The sequence below is a fragment of the Pseudoalteromonas sp. SWXJZ10B genome, from assembly GCF_015864475.1.
GTDB lineage: Bacteria > Pseudomonadota > Gammaproteobacteria > Enterobacterales > Alteromonadaceae > Pseudoalteromonas > Pseudoalteromonas arctica.
Genome location: NZ_JADYXD010000003.1, coordinates 177514 through 196766 on the forward strand (window position 1 = coordinate 177514; position 19253 = coordinate 196766).

Consider the following 19253-nt stretch of genomic DNA (forward strand, 5'->3'; position numbering starts at 1 on the left):
ACTAAAATTACTTAAGCCCTAGTACTTCCTTACCTTGCTTAAACGTTACATCTACAGGGATATTTGCTTTACTTAGTTTTTCTAAGTCTTCAGCAAGTTCTTCTTTTATATCGCCATGCGTTGCAATTAGTTGATCTACTTTTTCGTAATCGCCATCACCTTGTAAGGTTAAAATTAAGCGAGAAAGCTTGGCCATTGCAATGCTCATTTTTTCCATATTAACGCGGTACAGGCCTTCTTCATTTTTAGAAAAAGCGCCTTCTTGAGCAAAAAAGTTAAAGCGGATCATATTTGCTTTACCATGCGCACTTGATGCTCCAAAACGAACTGAGCGGAATATACCCGCCATGAAGGTCGTGTAATAATCTTCAATAGTTCCTTCTGTAATTTCGCCCTTTTTAAGTAATTGCTCAATCATGTAAAGGCCTAAAATGTCGGCTTTACCTTCTTCAAGCGCACTTGCGTGTTCTTGTAATGATTGACGAACAGTACCTTTACCTGTGATTGTATTCTTAATACCTAAACCGTGAGCGACTTCATGGAACATCGTATTGGCAAAAAATGCATCAAAAGTAATGTGTTTACGCTGCTCAGGTACAATTAACTGCTTTGAAATAGGTACTAAAATTTTATCAAATTTAGCACGCATCGCATTTTTAAGTTGCAGGCGACGAGTTCCTTTTTCTAGCTGTACTTGCTCATCGTTTGGTAAGTTAATTGCAATTGTTTTGCTGCCAGCGTTTGAATGCCCTGCGTAGTAAACAACATCATAGGCATTTAGATCGGCGTCAGAGCCTGGTACTTCTTGTTTGTACTTAGCATCAACGGGTAAGCCTTTTTGAAGCTCCGGTAAAAATGCGGCAAACTTAGCTAAGCGTTCGCTCCATTTTAAATCTTTAATAAGTACGTAAGATTCATAAGCTGCGCGGTAACCAAATAATTGATCTTCATAGGTCTCAATTGGACCAATAACCACATCTACTGGGTTGTTTTTCATATCCATCCAAGCAAAGTCAGATACTTGGAAGTCATCTTTTTGTAGAGCATCAGCACGCAAGTTTAGATAGTTAGCAAACTCTTTATCGTCAGCAAGTTTGCTAGCTTGACGTAAAAGGTCAGCGGCTTTTGCAAGCTCATTAGCGTATTCTTTTGAATATGGCACGCTGTAAAGCTTACCTTGCTCATCACGCTTAATTACAGAGTAAAGGCCTGTTTTGTCTTCAACATCTGCATTGTTTAACTCTTCTTTGGTTATATCGGCAGGGTAAAACTGTGCGCCAAGAGGTTTTTCTTTATAGCTGGATAAAAACGCTTCATCGCCATTTAAACGATCCCATGGACCGTAGTTAATATCGGCAAATTTACGTACTTTGTCGTCGTTTAGTTTTGCTAAAAAAGCGTCTTTATTTTCGCCAAAAGATTGTTTCCAAAATAACTCGTCCATTATTTTTGAAGCATCAATAAGCTTTGCAACCATTGCTCGTTGGTTATCGCTTAAGTGCGATAAATCACTTTGTAAGCTAAAGTCGGTGTAAATATCTAAACGTTGGTTATTTGCATTAATAAGCTCAGGGCCTGATTGTGCACTGCTTTTTTGAGCAAGCTCTGTGGCTGTGTTGTCGGTAGAAGACGGCGCTTGTTCAGAACATGCACTAAGAAAAACGACACCAGAGAGCATAATTGCTTGGCTAATTTTATTTAAGATCATTATATTGCCTGTTAAAAAGTAAGTTTAATAATTTGTACTGCTTTAGTTAAAAGACTAAATATGTACAAACGCTTCCTTATTGTGAGTGCATTAAAGCAAAACTAAATAGTAAATAGCAAGTATTTGGCGTTGTAAGGCAAGCATGAGCGATAAAGCATTATAAATAAAAATAAACTTCTATAACTTTCTTAACTTTATCGGTAAGTTAGACAATACTAATTATATTACTAATACGAAAATTAACTGCCTGAGTTTGCAGTTACTTTACAGGCTGAACACAAAAGGACGGCAGCTTTATGTCTACAGAAAACGCTTTATTAACGATTCTAGTCGATAGAATAAATAACGATACGTTGGTTTTACCAACGCTACCTGAAGTAGCGATTAAGGTTCGCCAAGCTGCAGATAACCCTGATGTGAATTTAATGCAAATGTCAGATGTAATCTCACAAGACCCAGCGCTTTCAGCTCGTATGATAAAAGTAGCTAATAGTGCGATTATGGGACGTTCTGTAAAAGTATCTAATTTACAACAAGCAGTGACTCGCATTGGGTTGCGCCAAATTAAAAATATTGCAACGGCTATGGCTATGGAGCAATTATTTGTATCAAACAATGAGCTAATTAAAGGCTACATGGGCAAGGCTTGGCAAAAAACATTAACCGTTGCTAGCCATTCAATAACACTCATGGAGTTTTACTTAAAAAACAATAAACACACTTCATTAAATCGTGATTCAATTACATTAGCTGCGCTTGTTTACAATATTGGTGTATTACCAATTTTAACAGAAGCTGAGCGCCACCCTGAAGTGTTTGCCAACCCAAGCTTTTTAGCGCACGCAATTCAAAAGCTGAGTGGGAAAATTGGCTCGTCGATTATGCAAGCGTGGGAATTTCCTAAAGAGTTTGTTGATGTAGCTCTAAGCTGGGCAGATCCAAGTTACAAACCTGATAAAGTTAGTTACGTAGACTTTATTCGAGTAGGCGCTATTTTAGAGGGAACATTACAGGTTTCTGATAAGTCAGCAGCGCTGCAAACGTATATAGACAAAGGCGTTATACCGTCTATGCAGCTATTCACAAGTGATGAGTACAACGACATGCTAAAAGATGTGAAAAACATGTTTAGCTAAAAGTGCCTTCCTACACAACCCAAAAGGGTTAACTTGCGTTAACCCTTTTTTAGTTTTATTTTTCGGTGGTATTTTCTGTTTTAGTTTTTTCGTATCTTTTTATTCCTGCTACCCATGTTTGCAGCACGTTTGTTTTGTATATCTCGTCAACAGGCACTTTAAAGTAGTCTTTATCAATTAAAATAAAGTCGGCCCATTTACCTTTTTCTAAACTACCCACCTTAAATTCTTGATGAGCTGAATAAGCGCCACCGAGAGTAAATGCACGTAATGCATCTTCGCGGCTTAGTACTTCACTTGCGCGCCAGCCGTTTTCCGGTAGTTTGTTATGATCCATGCGTGTAATGGCTGAATACAAACCATCAAATGGATTTGCAAGCTCTACAGGGTAATCAGAGCCTGCCGCAACCACCGAACCTTGCTGTAAAAATGTTTGCCAAGCATAGGCACCGCTTAATTGTTTTTCAGTTAAGCGTTGCTCTGCCATATGCATATCAGAAGTGGCATGTACTGGCTGCATTGAAGGGATTATTTTTAACGCTTTAAAGCGAGGGATATCCACAGGCGTTACAATTTGTGCGTGCTCTATTCGGTTACGTAGTAATATACCGCCCGTTTTTTTAAACACATTTTGATAAGCATCAAGTACTACTTTATTTGCTTTATCGCCAATGGCGTGGGTATTTGCGCTAAAGCCGCTTTTAAAGCTTTGTGTAAAGAGCGCTTCGAGTTTTTCTTGTGTTTCAAGCATTAAACCATGGTGACCAGGTCTGTCTGCGTATTCTTCAATCAGAGCGGCTCCGCGAGAGCCAAGTGCGCCATCGGCGTAAACTTTAACACTGCGAATTTCCATAAAGTCATTTTTGTCGTGGTATCGGCCTGCCTTTAACATTGTATTTAAATCAGGGCTTGCACCACTTAACATTGCCACAATACGTAGCGGTAAATTACCAAGGTCGCCGCGCTCTTTGTAAACCTCCCATGTGGCTTTATCAATACCTGCATCGTGAGTAGAGGTAATGCCTAAACTTAATAAATGCTTACCTGCTGCATCTAGTGAGTCACTTATATCTTGCTTTGAAGGGGCTGGCATATGCTGGGTAATTAGCGATTCTGCTTTATCTACAAAAATACCCGTAGGATTGCCAAATTCGTCTTTAATTATTTCACCGCCTTCAGGCGCTTTTGTTTGGGCGTTAATACCAGCAAGTTCGAGCGCTTTTGAATTAACCCAAATGGCGTGACTATCAACCCGCGAAAGAACCACAGGTCGATCGCTCACTACTTTGTCTAAATCTTTAGCTGTAGGAAAGCGTGTATCAGCCCAAAGCTCTTGGTTCCAACCTCGCCCAATAATCCAACCTTGTTTGTTATCGGCAAATACTTTTAGTTTATTTGTTACTTCATCAACCGATGTTGCGCCGCGTACGTCAAGTTGCGATAAATTGTCGCCAAGGCCAATAACGTGCCCATGAGCATCAATTAAGCCAGGTAATAAGGTATTACCGTGCGCGTCAATTAGCTTGGCATCTGGGTAGCTATCTTTAAGTGTTTCGCTACCGAGCTTAACTACCTTGCCATTTTTAATAACGAGGGTAGAAAACTGCTGTACTTCACCTTTGTATAAAGGGGTATAACCATTGGCGTTATAAATTACTTTTGTTTGTGCGAGAGTGTAACTAGAACTAGCGCAAAGGCTGGCTAGTATGAGTGGTTTGATTATTTTTTTGAGTGGCATAGTTACTTAATTTTTATTGTTAATTTACTTACATTAACAAACTTGATTTTATAATACCAATGAATTGATAGACCTCATTTTAAGGCTTTTCTCTATATTAACTGTTTACAAAATAGGTAATTGATGTAATTATTTAGTATGTAAAACAATCAATAAAGCATAAGGAAACGCTATGAAAGCCCTCTATTTATTACTCCCATTAACTTCATTACTTGCGGCATGTGGATCGACACCTACTGCAGATAAAAGTGTAGAAAAGCTAAACCATACTGATGTATCAAATGCTGAAATACGCGATTATATAGATTTATCAAGTGTTGAGCTGCGCGACAGGGTGAAAGACTATTGGAATATTTCCACAAGAACAGAACCACGATATCCAATAGCTGCTGCAAAAAAAGGTCTTGCAGGTTGTGTAGAACTCATGACTATTATTAATTCTGAGGGTAAGGCGCAAGGATATAAAGTAATTTCTTCATATCCTAAAGGGTTATTTGATGAAGCAGCAGCTCAATCTTTAAATACATGGGCCTGGCTGCCTACTAACGTAAATGTAGTTAAACAACCTGTACTTACGCATATCAGAATTGATTTCATGATTGATTCAATACCTGTAGGTAAAAAATATCTAAAAAATTGTCCGGCTGGCGAAACATTTCAAGTAACAGGTAAAATTAAAAAAATCTCCTACTGATGAAACATTTCAAGTAACGAGAAAAATTACAAGGTTTGAAAAAAAAGTACTTATTTACCTCACTTTAAAGTTACTTTCAGTTTGTGTAATATTTTAGCTCGAACCTTTATAAAATCTGATGGGTATGAGTTTAATACGAATATTACAAATAACTAAATAAGCATCAAGAATAAGGAAATGCTATGAAAGCTCTCTATTTATTACTCCCCTTGAGTATGATGCTAATAGCCTGTAGTTCAACGTCTGATAAACAAGTAAGCGATGAAATGCCGAGTTTTATTGATTTATCGAGTCCTGACCTGCGAAGTAAGGCCGGTGAATACTGGGATGTTGTTAAAAGAGTAGAGCCGCGATATCCGATAGAAGCTGCAAAGAAAAGTATTTCAGGTTGTGTTGAGCTTGCTATGTTAATTAATTCACAAGGTGAAGCCCAAGGGTATAAGGTTATCTCGTCTTACCCAGAGGGCGTGTTTGATAATAATGCGGCAGCTGCTGTGGGTTTATGGCGCTGGAAAGCGACAACTGAAAATACGAGTAATCAACCTGTTCTAACTTATCTCAAAATGGATTTTATGGTAAGCCCAAAACCTACTGATGCAGAGTATTTGGCGCATTGTTCTAAAAATAAAACCTGAACGTAATTAATAGATATAAATATAATAAGCTAGGTGTTTTTTTACCTAGCTATAAAACTACTTACTTGCATATAAGCCATATTCATTTAATGCTAATTTACCGTCTTTGTCACTGTCGTAGCTTGAAAACCGTGACCACAAAGCCGGGTCTATAGCGGTTTCTGAACGTGATAAAAAACCGTCTTTATTCCTATCTAGCTTTTTAAATTGCTTTGCAATGTCGTTACTTGCGGCAAAACTAAATGTGCTAAAAATACTAAACGCCAGCAGCGTTATATAGCTAATACTTTTCATACAAATCACTTAGTAAAGGTTGTTAGTTAGATAACTTTTAAATTCGACTAGCGAAATTTGGTTATCTTGGTTTTTGTCCCATTTTACAAAGGTGTTTAAAAGTTGTGGTTGGGGATCAAGTTCGTCGTGTGTTAAATAGCCACTTTTGTCGCTATCTAGGTGATCAAAGCGTTGCTTTACATCAAGTGCCGCGGCATCAAAACTTAATAGCATTAAAATGCTTATAACAAGGGAAAGTATCTTCATGGTTTTCCTTCCAAAAGATGTATTAAAAGTTCGTGGCTAAAATAAAGTAAAAAGGAAAAAAGCACTTGCCGTAATTTAACTCCCAACATTAAATCCTTTTACACACTCCCTCAGGGATTATGGCAAATGCTTTTAAATTCAGTTTACTTGTAACAAGCTTAAGTAAAGCTTAATCAGTAATTACTCATTAAGGCTTAAAGCTTTCAAATTCTTTTTTTGAGACTTTTTCATCACCGTCTTCATCTAAGTCGGCAAATTGTCTCATTACTTCTTTGTCTTCCTTTGCTTCTACAATAGATATTTGTCCATCCATATCTTTATCTAAATGGGCAAAGCGCACGTTTGTTGGCGATGCAATTACGGTGGCACTAATTGCTAAAAACATTAATGAAAAAGCGGCTATAAGTTGTTTCATAATCACGTTCCTTATTAAATGAGTTTATTGAATAAATTTTTTGAATTCATCTAGCGACAATTGCCCATCTTGATTAGTATCAATTTGTAAAAAATTTTCGTGTAGAACGGCATCTTCACCTGCTTCGGCTTCACTTAATGTGCCGTTACTGTCTTTATCAAGCTCGTTAAAAGTCGCGTGAACGTCCATTGCGTGTGCGTTAGCGCCTAAAAAGCCTAAAGCCAGTAATGATGAAATTACTAAAATGCGTTTGTTCATAATTATTTCCTTATTGATTAAAGTTATTACTCCTATTACAAAAATGATGCCAAAAATAATTGTTGTTAATTTTCAAGTGTTTATATTTTTAACTTAAAAGGGGTGGGAAGTTTTTACGGGGTTTATTGTAATTTTTGTGCGTCTTTTGCAACACTATGTAGTGAGATTAAAGGTAGGGTTTAAAAATCAATGGTTTACGTTGTCTCTATTTGGCGACACATTGTTTTTGTAGCGCTGGCTGTTAATCGTATTAAATATAATTGCTGGTTCAGCTAGTGTATAAGGTAAGCACTTAATAATAGAACGCTTAACTTAAAAGGACTAAACGAAATGCCAGCAACCATAGCTAAAAAATACCATGCAATGCTTAACTGGCGGCCTAATTTAATTGGGCAATTTGCAATGAGTATGCTGCTTTCGTTACTCCCGCTTTCTATAGTGGTGATTGTATTTTTAAATGCGCTTAACAAGCAATTAGCAGTGACTCAAAGTATCGTGAGTAACAACTACCAAGTTACCAAATCGTTTAATACTCTAAAACAAGAACTCAACAGCCTTGAGCGCGCCACTAGGCAAAACTGGGTATTAAAAAGCGAATCGTTAGATAAGCTCATTGTCGATAAATGGCAATCATCCCTGCAAAGTATTGATGAACTTAAATTTGTAAACACGGATAAAGATTACACCCACCAATGGCAACGCTTATATGCCACCTTACAAACAGCGCATGTAGAGCTTGTTGAGAAAAAACAACAGCAAGCGGAGCTATTTGTGCCAGTGAGCGATTTAGTTGCTGAGCTTACTTTATGGTTACGTGATAAAAATGAAGCGCAAATTACCAATAACCAAAATGAGCTTACAAGCCTACAAACTTCATTTATAAACTGGCTGGTGGCACTTATTCCACTTACTTTAATTGTTGGTGGTGGTTTTTTATGGCGTATAAGTGGGCGACTAAAAGGGTTAACTACGGTTATTGATAAGCTAGGGCAGGGGCATTGGCAGCAAAAAATATCTGTGAAAGGCTCCGCTGAGCTAGTTGAGCTAGGAGAAAAACTCCAATGGGTGCAAGAGCAACTTCACATGCTTGAGCAGCAAAAAGATACCTTTTTACGCCATGTTACCCATGAGCTAAAAACGCCGCTTGCTTCAATGGTCGAAGGCACTGACTTACTAACTGATGAAATAGTAGGCCCAATTACTACTGAGCAAAAAGCAGTACTTGAGCTTATTAGCCAATCTATGGTGCGCCTTCGTACAATGATTGACAGCCTGCTGAGTTATAATGCGATTCGCACCAGTAAAGACAGCCTAAGCGAAGTTGAGTTTAGCTATCTTATTAATAAAATTAATAGCCATTTTGAACATCGTTTAAGTGCGCGTGAGCAGGCTCTAAAATGGCAAAATAACTTACCAAATAAACCGCTTGCTTTACCTAGTGAGCTTATTGAGATGATTTTAATTCAGCTTATTTCAAATGGCTTAAAATTCTCAGAAGATAAGCAGATCGTTACTATTAATTTAGCACTTGAGCAAAACCAACTTTGCATTGCTGTACTTGATAAAGGCTGCGGTATTAAAGAGCAAGAAAAAACCCAAATTTTCAGCGCGTTTTATCAAGGTAAACACAGTAAAAATGTTACGCTGCAAGGCAGTGGGCTTGGCTTAACTATTGTGAAAGAGTCTGTTGAACAGCTAAGAGGTACACTTACTGTTGAGCATAACGAGCCGCATGGTTGCCGGTTTTCAATTAAAATTTCCATAACAAAAAATCTAGGAGTTAATTAACATGCGCTTGCGTTTAATCGCTATTTTATGTGTGCTCAGTAGCAGCATGGTTATATCAGGTTGTGAAATTACTAATGGGCAAGAAGAGCGTGTGTCAATTACACCTGCACCTGTGGTCGATACCAAAATAACGAACGACAAAAACAGTAAACCTAGTCCAAAACCCAGACCAAAAATTGAACCAAGCTATCCGCCTGCAGAGCAAGTTATTGCATGGCACGCTAATCAGTGTGGCGGATTTAAATTGGTGCCAAAAAAAGATATTTTTACAGGTGAAAACGATCTTAAACGTTTTTTTAAATTTATGTGCTTAAACATAAATGATGATCCAAATACGGTAATGACTAAGTTGCTAAAACTCGATTTAGCTTACTTTTGGCCAGATGATATAAAGCAATATTTATGGCTTCAAAAGCAGCAAGTGACTATGCAAATAAATGCTAAAAAAGAGCAGCAAGCACTTAACAATAAAATGCAAGAAACCCTCTCATCGTTAGCAACTATTGAGCAGCAGCTTTTACTACGAGAAGAAACTAAGGAGCAGTAACTATGGCAGCAACTAAAGTGCAAGGTGCAAAAGTATTACTCGTTGACGACGACTCTAGCTTATTAAAACTGCTCGCTATTCGTATCGAATCAAAAGGATACGAAGTAACGACCTGTGAAAGCGGCTTAACCGCACTACAAATACTTAAAAGCCAAGTGTTTGACGCCGTTATTACCGACCTACGTATGGATGAAATGGATGGCATGGCACTGCATCGTCAGCTGCAAAGCCGCTACCCTGCATTACCTGTCATTATGATGACAGCGCATGGCTCAATTCCTGATGCAGTAGAGGCAACTAAGCAGGGCATTTTTGCATTTATAACTAAACCTGTAGATAAAGATGAGCTATTTGACAGCCTTGCTAAAGCGATAGAAATACATGGTGTTAATGCAGATGAAGCAGCACCTAAAAGTAATATAGTTACGCGCAGTGGTGCAATGCTGCACTTGTTAGAGCAAGTAAAACTACTTGGGCCAACGCAAGTTAATGTATTGATTTCGGGGGCTAGTGGTACAGGTAAAGAGTTACTCGCACAGGCGATTCATCAGCATAGTCATGTAAGCGGTGGCCCTTTCGTTGCAATTAACTGCGGCGCTGTACCGGGTGAGCTTTTAGAGTCAGAATTATTTGGTCATAAAAAAGGCTCGTTTACGGGCGCAATTAAAGATCACCAAGGCTTGTTTCAACAAGCTGAGGGCGGCACGCTATTTTTAGACGAGATAGGCGATATGCCACTTAACTTGCAGGTTAAGTTACTGCGCGTATTACAAGAAAAAACAATTCGCCCCGTAGGCTTTCAAGAAGAAATAGCAATCGATGTACGTATTGTATCGGCAACACATAAAAATCTTCCTGAAGCTATTTTAAACCAGCAATTTAGAGAAGATTTATACTATCGCTTAAACGTAGTTAATTTAAAATTACCGCCACTGTGTGAGCGCCGCGAAGATATAAGCTTATTAGCACAGCACTTTAGTGCAAGTATTGCTAAGCGCATGAAGCAAAATGAAAAACACTTTGCAAGCGATGCTATGCATGCGCTTGTGCGTTACGACTGGCCAGGTAATATCCGCCAACTACAAAACGTAGTAGAGCAGGTTGTAGCATTAACGCCAAGCGATGTTATTTCAGAGCACTTAGTATTAGCTGCGCTAAATAGTAACGAAACAAACGTAGAACCATTATCACTAAACGACGCTAAAAAAGAGTTTGAGCGCGACTATGTGATTAACACTTTAAAAATGGCAGGTGGTAACGTAGCCGAAGGCGCTAAGCTCGCTAAGCGCAATCGCTCAGATTTTTATAAGTTGATTAAAAAGCATAATATTGATGTTGATAATTTAGGTTAAGGAAAAGCATGCAGTTATTTATGGTGTATTTAGGTGGCCGGATTCAAGGTTGCCACATTGAAATGCATGATATTCGTTTTGTTGTAGGGCAAAACATTGAGCAAACTTATACAAAGTTAAAAAGCCAATGGGTAGGCGACAGAAGTAGTGTTCACATGGATAGCTACATGGCAATTAATGATATTGATGGCTTTAAAGTAGAGATTGTTGATACGTACGTTGAACAAAATAAACAACTCTATTTTGTAAATTTAGGCGCTTACAGAAGTGATTCTATGGCTGAGCAACACGACTTTGCACTGTATGTTGCAAGCAGTAGCCATGAAGCTAAAGAGCGAGCTAAAAGCGATTTGCTAGCAGGGCTTAGCCATATCCATAAAGATGATTTATATGACGTAGACGATTGCTTTGCCATTGATTTACTCGACAGCCAGCTAAACATTAAGCTCACGCCCAGCGGTATATCGCAGCCTATAAAGCCAGACTGGTTTGGCTATCACATACTTTAAATTATAATAAGTAGCTAAAACTGAGTAGGATTAAGAGTCCTGCTCGTTTTGTTCATCCTTTTCGCTTTTAGCCGCCATTTTAAACGCCACAATAACCAATCCAAACATAGCAAACGGCAGTGCTGCTAACATGTATTCAACCACATTACTGTCTTGAAAATTTGCTTGTAGTAAAAAGTGACCCGCCACACACATTAAAATAACCACTAATAAAATGGGTAGTAACATAAGTTCTTTTTTTGATGAATGGTTTTTCATTAATTGTGAGGCTATAGCTGAAAATAATGCGCCATTGTAATGAGCTTACTTAAGCTTGGCAAACACCGCAGAGTTTTTTAATTAATGTTATGATTAGTATCAAACAATTTTATTAATGTTTATGGGAATAAAGTGAAAAGTAACTTAAAAAAAGTTTACCTCGTTGGTGGTGCAGTGCGCGACAAACTGCTAAATATAAAATCAAAAGATAACGATTATGTAGTGATTGGTGAAACGCCAGACACAATGCAGTCGCTCGGTTTTGTACCAATAGGTAGCGACTTTCCAGTTTATTTACACCCAAAAACAAAAGAAGAATATGCACTTGGGCGTACAGAGCGAAAAAGTGGCAAAGGCTATACAGGCTTTGTGGTTGATGCCAGCCCTACGGTAACGCTCGAAGAAGATTTAGCAAGGCGCGATTTAACCATAAATTCAATGGCGCTTGATGAACACGGTAATATTATTGACCCGTTTAATGGCCAAGCTGACTTACAAAATAAAACACTGCGCCACACCACTGAGGCATTTGTAGAAGACCCTGTTCGAGTACTGCGTATTGCCCGTTTTTTAGCGCGCTATGGCAGTGATTGGCGTATTCACCCAAGTACGTATGCATTAATGCGCGAGCTTAAAAATAAAGGTGAGCTAAATCATTTAGTACCTGAGCGCGTGTGGCTTGAAACTGAAAAAGCACTGGGTGAAAAGCACCCTGAGCTTTATTTTGAAGCACTGCAAGGCTTAGGTATTTTTCCAGAACTTGAGCGCATGGTTAATGTACCGCAACCGGCAAACCATCATCCTGAAGGTGATGTATTTGTACATACTATGCTGGTACTTAGGCGTGCAGCCGATTTAAATTTTAATTTAGAAACACGTTTTGCTGCACTAACCCATGATTTTGGAAAAGCGCTTAGTTTTAAAAAATATGGAAACCTACGTGGGCACGAACGCGAAGGTGTTGCGGTAGTTGAAAAGTTTTGTGAGCGTTTAAAAGTACCTAATCGTTTTCGCGACATTGGTGTACTCACCAGTGATAATCACACCCTTTGCCACACGATTGATCAGTTAAGGCCGCAAACCATTCACAAGCTAATAGTGACTAACTTAAATGCGTTGGTACACCCAGAACGTTTTATAGCGTTTACCCAAGCATGCCAATGCGATGCACAAGGGCGTGGTGAAACACTTGTTGATAAGCCATACCCGCAATCAGCTAAGCTGCGAGCAATTCATACTGAACTGCAAAAAATGGATAAGAAGCAGGTAGTGCAAAATGCACTTAAAAATGGCAAAAAAGGCCCTGAAATAGGCGAAGAAGTAAAACTTGCAGAAATAAACTGCATTAAAGCATTTTTAGAACATGAGAAGTCCCAAGCGTAATAAAATTAGACTAAGTAGTGCGATACGCCTTGGTTTTTAGTCGCGTCGTGCTTTCTTAGCTCTTTGTAGTTTGTACTTTTTGGTTTTACATTTTCAGACTCAGGTTTTTTAGAGGGCCTGTATAAGTCAAAAATAAAGTCTAGTTCTTCACGCTCTAGTGATGGTTTCATGAGTATTCCTTCAATTTAATACTTTAATATGATGTAGGGTATGGTCATTCGACTGAATTAAAAGTGAATAGTTACATTTGAAGTTGTACTAAATTGTAACCGGCAGGTTTTGAGGGACGAGAGGGGTTTATTTGTTAATTTATATGGAGTTAAGGTAAATTAAAGTAACTCTTTTTAACTAAAAATATACAGCTGAATTTAACTTATTGCGTACTTACTATTTGCATATAATGCTGTGGCTATAAATATAACGGTACAAATATAACGGTATAAATACAGCCTTAACCATTTACTAACGGCAGTGTTACGGTAAATACGACACCATCACCTTGTTCGTTGTTTTGCGCTGTTACACTGCCTTTATGGTAGTCGCACACCAGCCTTACAATATAAAGACCTAACCCCAAATGTGGCTGTTGCTGCATTTGCTGGCTACGTACCGACACCATAGAATCAAAAATATGCTCAGTGAGTCCTTCGGGTAACGCAGGGCCTGTATTACTCACTATTAATGTTGCTTTATTTTCGCTCTGCTTAAGGCTTACATTAATCGCCGTATTGGCTTCACTAAACTCCAGCGCGTTATTAATAAGCTTATCAAGCAGCTGAGCTATAAACTCCGGTGCACCTTGCATGGGTAGTTTGCTTTGGCATACATCAAGCGCAAATAACTGGTTTGGGTAAGTAAGCTGATAGCCTTGCATACAGCCATTTATTACTTTTTGTAAATCAAAAGGCTCAGGCTCGTTACTTTGAATACTTTGCTCGAGGCGAGTGGCTTCGCTCATGGTAGTTATTATTTTACCTAAGCGTTCAACGCCTTCACTGGCACGATCGAGGTATTTTTGGCTCAGCTCGTTTTGCGGCAAGCTTTGTAAGTTTTCGAGGGACGAGCGCACTACGGCAACAGGCGTGCGCAGCTCGTGTGATAATCGCGACGACATATTTTCTAAGTAATCGGTATAGCCACCAAGTCGGCTGACAATGTTTGAAAAACTACGAGACAGATCGCCAATTTCATCATTAGCATCACTGTAATTAATACTGCCGGTAACACGCCCTTGTGCATCAATTGCTTGCTCAGCTGTATCGCGCAGTCGCCTAATACGGCTCGATATACGCGAGGCAAAAAAGAATAGCGTGACAGTACCAATTAGCATCACGGCTAAAATAACGTTGAATAGTTTTTCGAGTGATTTATTACGCAGCGTACGTACGCCGTTTGTGGTTTCCTCTGCTATTACCGCGCCAATTACTTGATCTTGAATCCAAATAGGGTAAGCGGCCGATAAAATAACGGCTTTGCTGTCGGGGGTTAAGCGCCATGACGATGCAGGTTGGCCTTTTAATGCCTTTGCTAAGTGCGTGCCTTGCATAGAAGCTACATCGTGCAGGGTATCTAAAAACTCGTTTTCTGGGCGCGTTAATATTTTATAGTAAATTGGGTGCAAGTAATTTTGCTCAAAGCGCTGCCACCAAGTTTCAGGTGCCTGGTTAGCAAGTCCATCAGCCCATACGCCATCGGCATTTTGAATAGTGCCGGTTTGTGCCAATACCCGATGATGATTATCGACTACCCAAATACGGCTGCCACTGTGGCCCATGCCTTTTAAAATACGGCTAATTTCTGGAGAAGGGACTAATACCGAGCCTAAATCGCTTGGGTTATTTAAGTTTGAGGTCGACATTATTTTTGGCTCTAGCAGTGCCTCTTTGCTATCAATGTCAATAATGGCAAAGCCAAGTTTGTTGCCCAGCATGCTTATAGGAAAGCGTAGCTCTACATTGTAGCCAGTGTCAGTACTTTCAAAATACCCCTGAATTTTTGTAAAAGGTATTTTGGTTTTAGCATCAAACGCATTAACCCAACCGTTTTGGCGCGGCGCAATAATGTAGGTATTAAATTGGCCGTCAGGGGTTTTTAGGCCAATTTGTAAATAGTCGTTATTGGTAATGCTTAAGCTATTTTTAGCGCGATAGATAAGCGTGTCGTCAGTTACTTTAAATAGCGCATATAAGTAAGTATCAAACTTGCCCACCATATGATCAAACGACAAATTGCTGGCTTTATGAGTACTGTCTGTTTTTTGTAAGTAGCGTTTATCGTAATGCCAAAAGAGTGGTTGGTAGCTGTCCCAATCGGTGAGTTTACCGTCTAATTGAATAGGGTTTTTAAGATTATACGCGTATAAATCGCGGCCTTTTACTACTTGGTCTAAAAAGTTGGTTTGTTCGTCAAATAATGCGGGGCGCTCATGTAATGCAGTCGCAAGTGCGCGAGTGGTGCCTACTAGGGTTTTTTCTTGGCCTTGGCGTAAAAACTTTTCCATCTCCCATACGTACTCGTAGCCAAGCCACGGTAGCAAAAACAAAAAACATGAAAGTAATATAAATTTACTGCGCAGGCCAAATCGTAGCATTAGTGTTGTTCCCACCTGTAGCCCATACCATACACGGTATCTATGCAATCAAAGGCGTCATCGAGTGCTACAAACTTTTTACGAATACGTTTTACGTGTGAAGTAATTGTGCTGTCGTCTACGTAAATTTTTGCATCGCTCATTAATTCGTTACGGCTTTTAACATGGCCTGGTCGCTGGGTGAGTGAATGCAGCATCCAAAATTCGGTTACGGTTAAATCAACGAGTTGTTGTTGCCAAAACACCTGCATACGTTGCGTGTCGAGCGTTAACTGCCCTCGTGCTATGAGTGCATTTGCATCAGCGGGTTGTTCAAGTGCTTCCATTCGGCGAAATAGAGCACCAATACGTGCAGCCAAGTGAGCCAAGCTTATGTCTTTTGTCAGGTAGTCGTCGGCGCCCATACGCAGGCCGCATACGGTATCTATTTCGCTATCGCGGGCGGTTAAAAAAATAATAGGCAGTGTTTTAGAAAGCGATCGCAATGTTTGGCACAGTAAAAACCCCCCATCTATTTCATGGCCTAGGCCAATATCAACAATGGCTAAATCGGGTAGGGCATTTTTAAATTCAGCTTCTGCGCTGGCGCGATCTGAAAAGCCACTCACTTGGTAGCCCTGTGCGCTAAGCATCTCTATATAGTTTTCGCGGATTGCGGGTTCATCTTCAACGATGGCTATTTTTTTCATTCTAATCATTATCCTATCGGCTCTGTTGTGCACTATAACGAAGTTTTTAAGCTAAGTACGCTTAAAAAGGCAATTGCCATTTTTTTGCCACAATTGCTCAGCAGTTTGCCATTTTTGCTCCCCTTTGTTGCCACTTGAACTTGTTTTAATAGAGCCATCAAAACAAAACATCACAAATTTAAAGTAAGTTTAAGGATCAAATCATGAAGAAGACATTAATTGCGTTAACACTCGTTGCTAGTTTTTGTACTCCAGCAATTGCTTCAACATCTAACACACCATCAAAAGAAGCCCATAAAGAAACGGCTATTGGTTTAGGTGCAGGCGCTATTATTGGCGGCGTAGTAGGTGGGCCAATTGGTGCGTTTATTGGGGCATTTACCGGTGGCTTAATAGGCGATTCAAAAGTAGCTGATAACAAAATTGCAGAGCAAGAGCGTGCCATTACGGTCATGAAAGAAAAAACCAACGATTACCAACACGTGCTTAACCACAACAATATGTTAGAGCAACAGTTAGAGGTACTTGCCAATCAAAATGAGCAGTTAACTCAGGCTCAAATAAATAACTTACTAGCGATGACGGTGCAATTTAAAACAGGTTCAAGTGTTATTGCCCCGCATTTTGCATTGCAGTTAGACCAACTTGTTACCTTGTTAAACAACCAACCACAACTCGCGCTTGATTTAAGCGGTTTTGCCGATCAGCGCGGCGATGAGCAAGCTAACCTTTTACTTTCTAAAGCGCGTGTAAATGCCGTGCAAAGCTATTTAATAAAACACGGTGTGAGCCACAAGCGCTTAAGCACGCAGGCATTTGGCGAGCAGCAAACATTGGCTAACAGCAACACGGTAGAAGATAACTTTTTTGATAGACGCGTAACGCTTACCACTCGCTCAATGAACAGTGTAAATGGCCAAACGGCGAGTAACTAAACCTAACTGAATTTAAGTAAAGCTAAGCGTTCGATGGAGTGATTTATGTTGATATTGAGTAAACCAACCAAAGTGCTTACCCTTAAATGGGTAAGCCTTTTTATACTAAATATATTTGTGATGTTAGCAAGCTTTAAAAGCCATGCACAATCACCCAAGTTAGAGCTTTTTGATAGCAGTGGTGCGCCAGCAGGCCCAGCTATAATATTAAAAAGCGACGCCAATATGACCTTAACCGGTCTGATCAACCATGTTGTAGTAACGCAAACCTATCAAAACGAAAACCCGTTTGCAGTTAATGCGCGCTACGTTTTTCCATTGCCTGATGAAAGCGCCGTGCATGCCATGACCATGCACATTGGTGAGCGAGTCATTAAAGGCCAAATTGATAAAAAAGTGGAGGCCGAAAAAAAATACGAAGAGGCTAAAAAAACAGGTAAGCAAGCTGCACTTGTACGCCAGCAACGCGCCAATATGTTTATTACGAATGTGGCAAATATTGGCCCGGGTGAGCAAGTAATTATTGAGCTTGAGTATCAAGAGATAATTGACTACAGCAGCGGCACATTTGCTATTAGATTTCCGACTACCATTACACCGCGTTATCACGCGATTAGTGGTGAGGTTGAGGTTAATACTCAACACCAAACGCACGTTACCCCATTGCCAACTGGGTGGTTAAGCCCTGTTTACAGCATTCAAAACATCACTCAAAATAGTACTCAAACTGATAACGTACCAAGTAGTAAATTTAGCTTAAACATTGATATAGATGTAGGCTTAGAACTGGTGGATATCAATTCTAAATTTCATAATGTTGATGTACAAAACACAGCATTTGGGCAATATAAAATAGCGTTAAATGAGACAAATGCAGTTAATCGCGACTTTGTACTTGAGTTTAAACCGCTGCAAAAAGAGCAAGCTCAAGCCGCATTTTTTACTCAGCAGTTTGAAAATGGTGACCGATATGGGCTTGCTATGCTAATGCCACCGGGGGATCACTTTACACAAACTCAGCGATTACCTCGCGAAATGGTATTTGTAGTTGATACGTCTGGCTCTATGCACGGGCAATCTATGGAGCAAGCTAAAAAAGCGTTGTTTTATGCGCTGTCATTACTTGATAGCGACGACAGTTTTAACATTATTGGTTTTGATAACATAGTGACTCCAATGAGCGATAAACCACTTATAGCCAGCGACTTTAATTTACGCCGTGCAGAGCGATTTATTTATAGCCTCGAAGCCGATGGCGGCACTGAAATACAAGGTGCCCTTAATGCCGTACTTGATGGCAGCGAGTTTGATGGTTTTGTACGCCAAGTTGTATTTTTAACTGATGGTAGCGTAAGTAATGAAGACGCATTGTTCAAAAATATTCAAAGTAAATTAGGTGATAGCCGCTTATTTACAGTGGGTATTGGCAGCGCACCTAACAGCTTTTTTATGCGCCGAGCGGCAGATATAGGCAAAGGCTCATTTACGTTTATAGGCAGCACAAGTGAGGTGCAACCTAAAATGCAGCAGTTGTTTGATAAACTTGCACATCCGGCTATTACTAATTTGGCGCTAAGCGATGAAAGCGGTAACAACTTAGATTTTTGGCCATCACCACTACCTGATTTATATTTTGGCGAGCCTATCATGGTCGCTATAAAACTTAATAATGCTAAAAGTGTGGTACTTGCTGGGCAAACAGCACAAGGGCCTTTAAGTATTAAATTAAGTACACAAAATAGCTCAAGCGCTCAAGGTATAGCAAAACTGTGGGCGCGCCAAAAAATTAAGTCATTACTTTTATACAACGAGCAAAATACCGTTAAAGATGAAGTACAGGAGCTTGCACTTACTCATCAATTACTTAGCCCGTTTACTGCTTTTATAGCGATTGAACAAACTCAAATAAAAGAAGTGGCAGAGCAAACGGCGCAAGCTACTAATGCAGTACCACAAGGTATGGCGATGCGTTTACCACAAACAGATGGGCAAAGTAGGCTGCACATATTATTAGGCTGTATTTTATTATTAGGATTTGGCGCTCTTAAATTTAAACACAGAGCGAATCCCTAAATGAA

At 39.5% G+C, this 19253-nt stretch carries 20 protein-coding genes; 10 read left to right on the forward strand and 10 right to left on the reverse strand.

Features of this window, described 5'->3' with window-relative positions:
• Window positions 1-7 precede the first annotated feature (7 nt).
• On the reverse strand, window positions 8-1708 hold the full coding sequence (locus I6F54_RS04375; protein ID WP_024590071.1) for a dipeptidyl-peptidase 3 family protein: 1701 nt from the start codon (window positions 1706-1708) through the stop codon (window positions 8-10).
• 296 nt (window positions 1709-2004) lie between these two features.
• Between I6F54_RS04375 and I6F54_RS04380 the strand changes: the two genes are divergently transcribed.
• A complete protein-coding gene (locus I6F54_RS04380) occupies window positions 2005-2844 on the forward strand; it encodes an HDOD domain-containing protein (RefSeq protein WP_024590070.1) in 840 nt (279 codons plus the stop codon).
• Window positions 2845-2899: 55 nt separating this feature from the next.
• Here I6F54_RS04380 and I6F54_RS04385 read toward each other — a convergent pair whose 3' ends face one another.
• Window positions 2900-4582: an amidohydrolase gene (locus I6F54_RS04385; protein ID WP_197139919.1), complete on the reverse strand. Its 1683-nt coding sequence runs from the start codon at window positions 4580-4582 to the stop codon at window positions 2900-2902.
• A gap of 172 nt (window positions 4583-4754) precedes the next feature.
• On the opposite strand from I6F54_RS04385, the gene I6F54_RS04390 reads away from it, so the two are divergent.
• Entirely contained in the window at window positions 4755-5276 is a 522-nt protein-coding gene (locus I6F54_RS04390) for an energy transducer TonB (protein ID WP_165739630.1), read from the forward strand.
• Window positions 5277-5458: 182 nt separating this feature from the next.
• Entirely contained in the window at window positions 5459-5911 is a 453-nt protein-coding gene (locus I6F54_RS04395) for an energy transducer TonB (RefSeq protein WP_197139921.1), read from the forward strand.
• Window positions 5912-5968: 57 nt separating this feature from the next.
• On the opposite strand, the gene I6F54_RS04400 is transcribed toward I6F54_RS04395, so the two are convergent.
• The 4 genes from I6F54_RS04400 to I6F54_RS04415 form a co-directional block, all read right to left on the reverse strand.
• A complete protein-coding gene (locus I6F54_RS04400; RefSeq protein ID WP_024598659.1) occupies window positions 5969-6205 on the reverse strand; it encodes a calcium-binding protein in 237 nt (78 codons plus the stop codon).
• Between the two features lie 9 nt (window positions 6206-6214).
• Window positions 6215-6451, reverse strand: a complete 237-nt coding sequence (locus tag I6F54_RS04405; RefSeq protein ID WP_007581558.1) for a hypothetical protein — start codon at window positions 6449-6451, stop codon at window positions 6215-6217.
• A gap of 187 nt (window positions 6452-6638) precedes the next feature.
• Complete coding sequence (locus I6F54_RS04410; RefSeq protein ID WP_007581559.1) at window positions 6639-6866, reverse strand: hypothetical protein; 228 nt, start codon at window positions 6864-6866, stop codon at window positions 6639-6641.
• Window positions 6867-6890: 24 nt separating this feature from the next.
• Window positions 6891-7124, reverse strand: a complete 234-nt coding sequence (locus I6F54_RS04415) for a cag pathogenicity island protein Cag25 (protein ID WP_007581561.1) — start codon at window positions 7122-7124, stop codon at window positions 6891-6893.
• Between the two features lie 330 nt (window positions 7125-7454).
• Between I6F54_RS04415 and I6F54_RS04420 the strand changes: the two genes are divergently transcribed.
• From I6F54_RS04420 to I6F54_RS04435, 4 genes are read left to right on the forward strand one after another with little or no spacing between them, the layout of a single operon-like run.
• Window positions 7455-8912, forward strand: coding sequence for a sensor histidine kinase (locus I6F54_RS04420; protein WP_197139923.1), 1458 nt, complete (start codon window positions 7455-7457; stop codon window positions 8910-8912).
• A 1-nt stretch (window position 8913) separates the two neighbouring features.
• A complete protein-coding gene (locus tag I6F54_RS04425; RefSeq protein ID WP_197139925.1) occupies window positions 8914-9459 on the forward strand; it encodes a hypothetical protein in 546 nt (181 codons plus the stop codon).
• A 2-nt stretch (window positions 9460-9461) separates the two neighbouring features.
• On the forward strand, window positions 9462-10811 hold the full coding sequence (locus I6F54_RS04430; protein ID WP_197139927.1) for a sigma 54-interacting transcriptional regulator: 1350 nt from the start codon (window positions 9462-9464) through the stop codon (window positions 10809-10811).
• An 8-nt stretch (window positions 10812-10819) separates the two neighbouring features.
• Window positions 10820-11320: a DUF1543 domain-containing protein gene (locus I6F54_RS04435; protein WP_197139929.1), complete on the forward strand. Its 501-nt coding sequence runs from the start codon at window positions 10820-10822 to the stop codon at window positions 11318-11320.
• Window positions 11321-11350: 30 nt separating this feature from the next.
• On the opposite strand, the gene I6F54_RS04440 is transcribed toward I6F54_RS04435, so the two are convergent.
• Entirely contained in the window at window positions 11351-11578 is a 228-nt protein-coding gene (locus I6F54_RS04440) for a hypothetical protein (protein ID WP_007581571.1), read from the reverse strand.
• A gap of 132 nt (window positions 11579-11710) precedes the next feature.
• Between I6F54_RS04440 and I6F54_RS04445 the strand changes: the two genes are divergently transcribed.
• Window positions 11711-12961 carry a multifunctional CCA addition/repair protein gene (locus I6F54_RS04445; protein ID WP_197139931.1) on the forward strand — a complete coding sequence of 417 codons (1251 nt, stop codon included), beginning with the start codon at window positions 11711-11713 and terminating at the stop codon, window positions 12959-12961.
• 5 nt (window positions 12962-12966) lie between these two features.
• On the opposite strand, the gene I6F54_RS04450 is transcribed toward I6F54_RS04445, so the two are convergent.
• The 3 genes from I6F54_RS04450 to pdsR form a co-directional block, all read right to left on the reverse strand.
• Window positions 12967-13131, reverse strand: coding sequence for a hypothetical protein (locus I6F54_RS04450; protein ID WP_007581574.1), 165 nt, complete (start codon window positions 13129-13131; stop codon window positions 12967-12969).
• 281 nt (window positions 13132-13412) lie between these two features.
• Window positions 13413-15551, reverse strand: coding sequence for a proteobacterial dedicated sortase system histidine kinase (gene pdsS, locus I6F54_RS04455; protein WP_197139938.1), 2139 nt, complete (start codon window positions 15549-15551; stop codon window positions 13413-13415).
• Window positions 15551-16240 (reverse strand): proteobacterial dedicated sortase system response regulator, encoded by a 690-nt coding sequence (gene pdsR, locus I6F54_RS04460; protein ID WP_197139940.1) that lies wholly within the window; start codon window positions 16238-16240, stop codon window positions 15551-15553. The genes pdsS and pdsR overlap by 1 nt, the downstream gene beginning before the upstream one ends.
• Before the next feature lie 203 nt (window positions 16241-16443).
• Between pdsR and pdsO the strand changes: the two genes are divergently transcribed.
• Window positions 16444-17175 (forward strand): sortase-associated OmpA-like protein PdsO, encoded by a 732-nt coding sequence (gene pdsO / locus I6F54_RS04465; protein WP_197139942.1) that lies wholly within the window; start codon window positions 16444-16446, stop codon window positions 17173-17175.
• Between the two features lie 51 nt (window positions 17176-17226).
• Window positions 17227-19248, forward strand: coding sequence for a marine proteobacterial sortase target protein (locus tag I6F54_RS04470; RefSeq protein ID WP_197140067.1), 2022 nt, complete (start codon window positions 17227-17229; stop codon window positions 19246-19248).
• The last annotated feature ends 5 nt before the right edge of the window (window positions 19249-19253 follow it).

Coding starts and splice junctions, on each gene's coding strand:
- pdsR (WP_197139940.1), bottom strand. CDS start 16,240: ATGAAAAAAATAGCCATCGTTGAAGATGAACCCGCAATCCGCGAAAAC.
- I6F54_RS04405 (WP_007581558.1), bottom strand. CDS start 6,451: ATGAAGATACTTTCCCTTGTTATAAGCATTTTAATGCTATTAAGTTTT.
- I6F54_RS04450 (WP_007581574.1), bottom strand. CDS start 13,131: ATGAAACCATCACTAGAGCGTGAAGAACTAGACTTTATTTTTGACTTA.
- I6F54_RS04380 (WP_024590070.1), top strand. CDS start 2,005: ATGTCTACAGAAAACGCTTTATTAACGATTCTAGTCGATAGAATAAAT.
- pdsS (WP_197139938.1), bottom strand. CDS start 15,551: ATGCTACGATTTGGCCTGCGCAGTAAATTTATATTACTTTCATGTTTT.
- pdsO (WP_197139942.1), top strand. CDS start 16,444: ATGAAGAAGACATTAATTGCGTTAACACTCGTTGCTAGTTTTTGTACT.
- I6F54_RS04415 (WP_007581561.1), bottom strand. CDS start 7,124: ATGAACAAACGCATTTTAGTAATTTCATCATTACTGGCTTTAGGCTTT.
- I6F54_RS04395 (WP_197139921.1), top strand. CDS start 5,459: ATGAAAGCTCTCTATTTATTACTCCCCTTGAGTATGATGCTAATAGCC.
- I6F54_RS04430 (WP_197139927.1), top strand. CDS start 9,462: ATGGCAGCAACTAAAGTGCAAGGTGCAAAAGTATTACTCGTTGACGAC.
- I6F54_RS04375 (WP_024590071.1), bottom strand. CDS start 1,708: ATGATCTTAAATAAAATTAGCCAAGCAATTATGCTCTCTGGTGTCGTT.
- I6F54_RS04420 (WP_197139923.1), top strand. CDS start 7,455: ATGCCAGCAACCATAGCTAAAAAATACCATGCAATGCTTAACTGGCGG.
- I6F54_RS04385 (WP_197139919.1), bottom strand. CDS start 4,582: ATGCCACTCAAAAAAATAATCAAACCACTCATACTAGCCAGCCTTTGC.
- I6F54_RS04425 (WP_197139925.1), top strand. CDS start 8,914: ATGCGCTTGCGTTTAATCGCTATTTTATGTGTGCTCAGTAGCAGCATG.
- I6F54_RS04410 (WP_007581559.1), bottom strand. CDS start 6,866: ATGAAACAACTTATAGCCGCTTTTTCATTAATGTTTTTAGCAATTAGT.
- I6F54_RS04435 (WP_197139929.1), top strand. CDS start 10,820: ATGCAGTTATTTATGGTGTATTTAGGTGGCCGGATTCAAGGTTGCCAC.
- I6F54_RS04440 (WP_007581571.1), bottom strand. CDS start 11,578: ATGAAAAACCATTCATCAAAAAAAGAACTTATGTTACTACCCATTTTA.
- I6F54_RS04400 (WP_024598659.1), bottom strand. CDS start 6,205: ATGAAAAGTATTAGCTATATAACGCTGCTGGCGTTTAGTATTTTTAGC.
- I6F54_RS04390 (WP_165739630.1), top strand. CDS start 4,755: ATGAAAGCCCTCTATTTATTACTCCCATTAACTTCATTACTTGCGGCA.